This window comes from Oleiphilus sp. HI0067, assembly GCF_001635735.1.
Map to the genome: position 1 here is coordinate 1 of NZ_LWFI01000943.1, position 2,661 is coordinate 2,661.

The 2,661-nt window shown below is 46.5% G+C and carries 2 protein-coding genes; both read right to left on the bottom strand.

Features of this window, described 5'->3' with window-relative positions; genetic code table 11:
• Positions 1-1,056: FAD-dependent oxidoreductase (locus A3739_RS11685; protein WP_068501490.1), on the bottom strand; the 1,056-nt coding region annotated here is incomplete at its 3' end.
• 38 nt (positions 1,057-1,094) lie between these two features.
• Positions 1,095-2,661: glutamate synthase-related protein (locus tag A3739_RS11690; protein WP_255376777.1), on the bottom strand; the 1,567-nt coding region annotated here is incomplete at its 5' end.

Here is a 2,661-nt window from a genome sequence, read left to right on the forward strand (position 1 = left end):
AGCGACTGGCTGACGATTAAATAAGAACTGCACACCCTCTTCTTTCGCATTTTGAACTTCTTTACGAGAGCCAGGCATATTTTCTTCGTCACGACGATACGCACACGTTACGTTCTCAGCTTGTTGACGAATAGAGGTACGGTTACAATCCATTGCGGTATCACCACCACCTAAGACGACAACACGCTTGCCTTTCATATCAATGAAATCTTCTGGCGCTTTCTCAAAACCAAGGCGACGATTTACGTTCGAGATCAAAAACGGAAGGGCATCATGAACACCTGGCAAATCTTCACCAGGGAAACCACCTTTCATATATGAATAGGTGCCCATTCCCATAAATACCGCATCGTATTCAGCTAACAGCTCATCGATAGTCACGTCTTCGCCAACACTTACGTTCAAACGGAACTCTACGCCCATCTCAGTGAACACTTCGCGACGCAAAGACATCACGTTCTTTTCTAGTTTGAACTCAGGAATACCAAACGTCAGCAAGCCGCCAATTTCTGGGTTACGATCAAACACAACAGGCTTAACACCATTACGCACTAGAATATCAGCACAGCCCAAACCCGCTGGACCGGCACCAATAATCGCGACCTTTTTGTCAGTCCAGACAACTTTAGACATGTCAGGACGCCATCCCATCGCAAATGCAGTGTCTGTGATGTATTTTTCCGCGGAACCAATCGTGACGGCACCAAAGCCATCATTCAGAGTACAAGCACCTTCACAAAGACGATCTTGAGGACATACGCGACCACATACTTCAGGAAGTGAGTTCGTTTGATGACTCAATTCAGCCGCTTCTAAAATGTTGCCTTCTGACACCAACTTCAACCAGTTTGGAATAAAGTTGTGTACCGGACATTTCCATTCACAGTATGGGTTACCACATGACAAACAACGATGTGATTGCTCAGCAGCTTCTTCTGACTGGAATGTCTCGTAAATTTCGCCAAAACCTTCCGTTCGATCAACCATTGGAACCTTCTTGGGGTCACAACGGCCAACTTCAATAAATTGGAAGTTATTATCTAAACGCTTAGCCATTTCTTACCTCTTTAAGCATAATCTTCGACGATACGCCCTTACTCAGGGCGTGTTCTGACGTTATTTAGAAGCGTTTGCAAGCTTGCTGCTTTTGGTTTTACTAACCAGAAACGCGTAATAAAATCATCGAAGTTATCTAAAATTTCCTGACCCCATGCGCTGTTTGTTGCAGCAACATGTTCCTGAATGACGCCACGCAAGTGATTGCGATAAGGCTCCATTGTTTCAGATGAAACTCGCTGGATCTCAACCAACTCGCGGTTGTACTTATCAACGAAACTATTGTCCTGATCTAGAACGTACGCAAAACCGCCCGTCATACCAGCACCAAAGTTGTAGCCAGTATTACCCAACACGGTAATTTGACCGCCAGTCATATATTCACAGCAGTGGTCACCAGCACCTTCGACTACTGCTACAGCACCGGAGTTACGTACACCAAATCGCTCACCAGCAGTACCTGCAGCAAACATCTCACCACCGGTTGCACCGTATAAACAGGTGTTACCGACAATAGACGTTTCTTGAGTCTTAAATACACTTCCTACTGGCGGACGAATCACAAGACGACCGCCGGTCATGCCTTTACCGACATAATCGTTTGCATCACCTTCTAGATCCATGTTCAGGCCGCCAGCATTCCACACACCAAAACTCTGGCCTGCAGTACCATTAAGCTTGAGCGTAATTGCTTGTTCGCTCATACCTTGGTTACCGTGACGTTTAGCGATTTCGCCAGACAGACGAGCACCAACTGAACGGTCACAGTTAGTCACGTTGAAACTAAATTCACCGCCCTTTTTACCTTCAATACTTGGAAGCAATTCCTCAACCATACGCTCCGCTAACAAGCCTTGATCGAAAGGCTCATTACGCACGACTTCGCAGGTGTGCGGCTTATCTTCTGCTACCCCACCATCCGATAAAATAGCGCTAAGATCGAGTTGCTTCTGCTTGTCAGTCGAGCCTTCTAATGCTTCGAGAAGATCTGTGCGGCCTACGAGCTCTTCAAGACTACGAACACCTAACTTAGCCATCCATTCACGCGTTTCTTCAGCCACAAAGCGGAAGAAATTCATCGCCATTTCGACAGTGCCTTTAAAGTGCTCTTCTCGCAGTTTTTCGTTCTGCGTAGCAACACCTGTTGCACAGTTATTCAAGTGACAAATACGGAGGTATTTACAACCTAGAGCCACCATCGGCGTTGTACCGAAACCGTAGCTCTCAGCACCCAACATCGCAGCTTTTACAACATCAAGTCCCGTTTTAAGACCACCATCTGTTTGTAAACGAACGCTACCACGTAAGTCGTTACCGCGAAGCGTTTGATGTGCTTCGCTCAAGCCTAGCTCCCAAGGAGAGCCTGCATAACGAATAGAGGTCAATGGACTAGCAGCAGTACCACCGTCGTAACCCGAAATAGTGATTAAGTCAGCGTAAGCTTTTGCAACACCAGCAGCAATCGTCCCGACACCTGGCTCAGAAACAAGTTTCACAGAGACAAGCGCATCGGGATTAACCTGCTTCAAGTCGAAGATCAATTGAGCCAGATCCTCGATAGAATAAATATCATGATGAGGCGGAGGAGAAATCAACGTCACACCA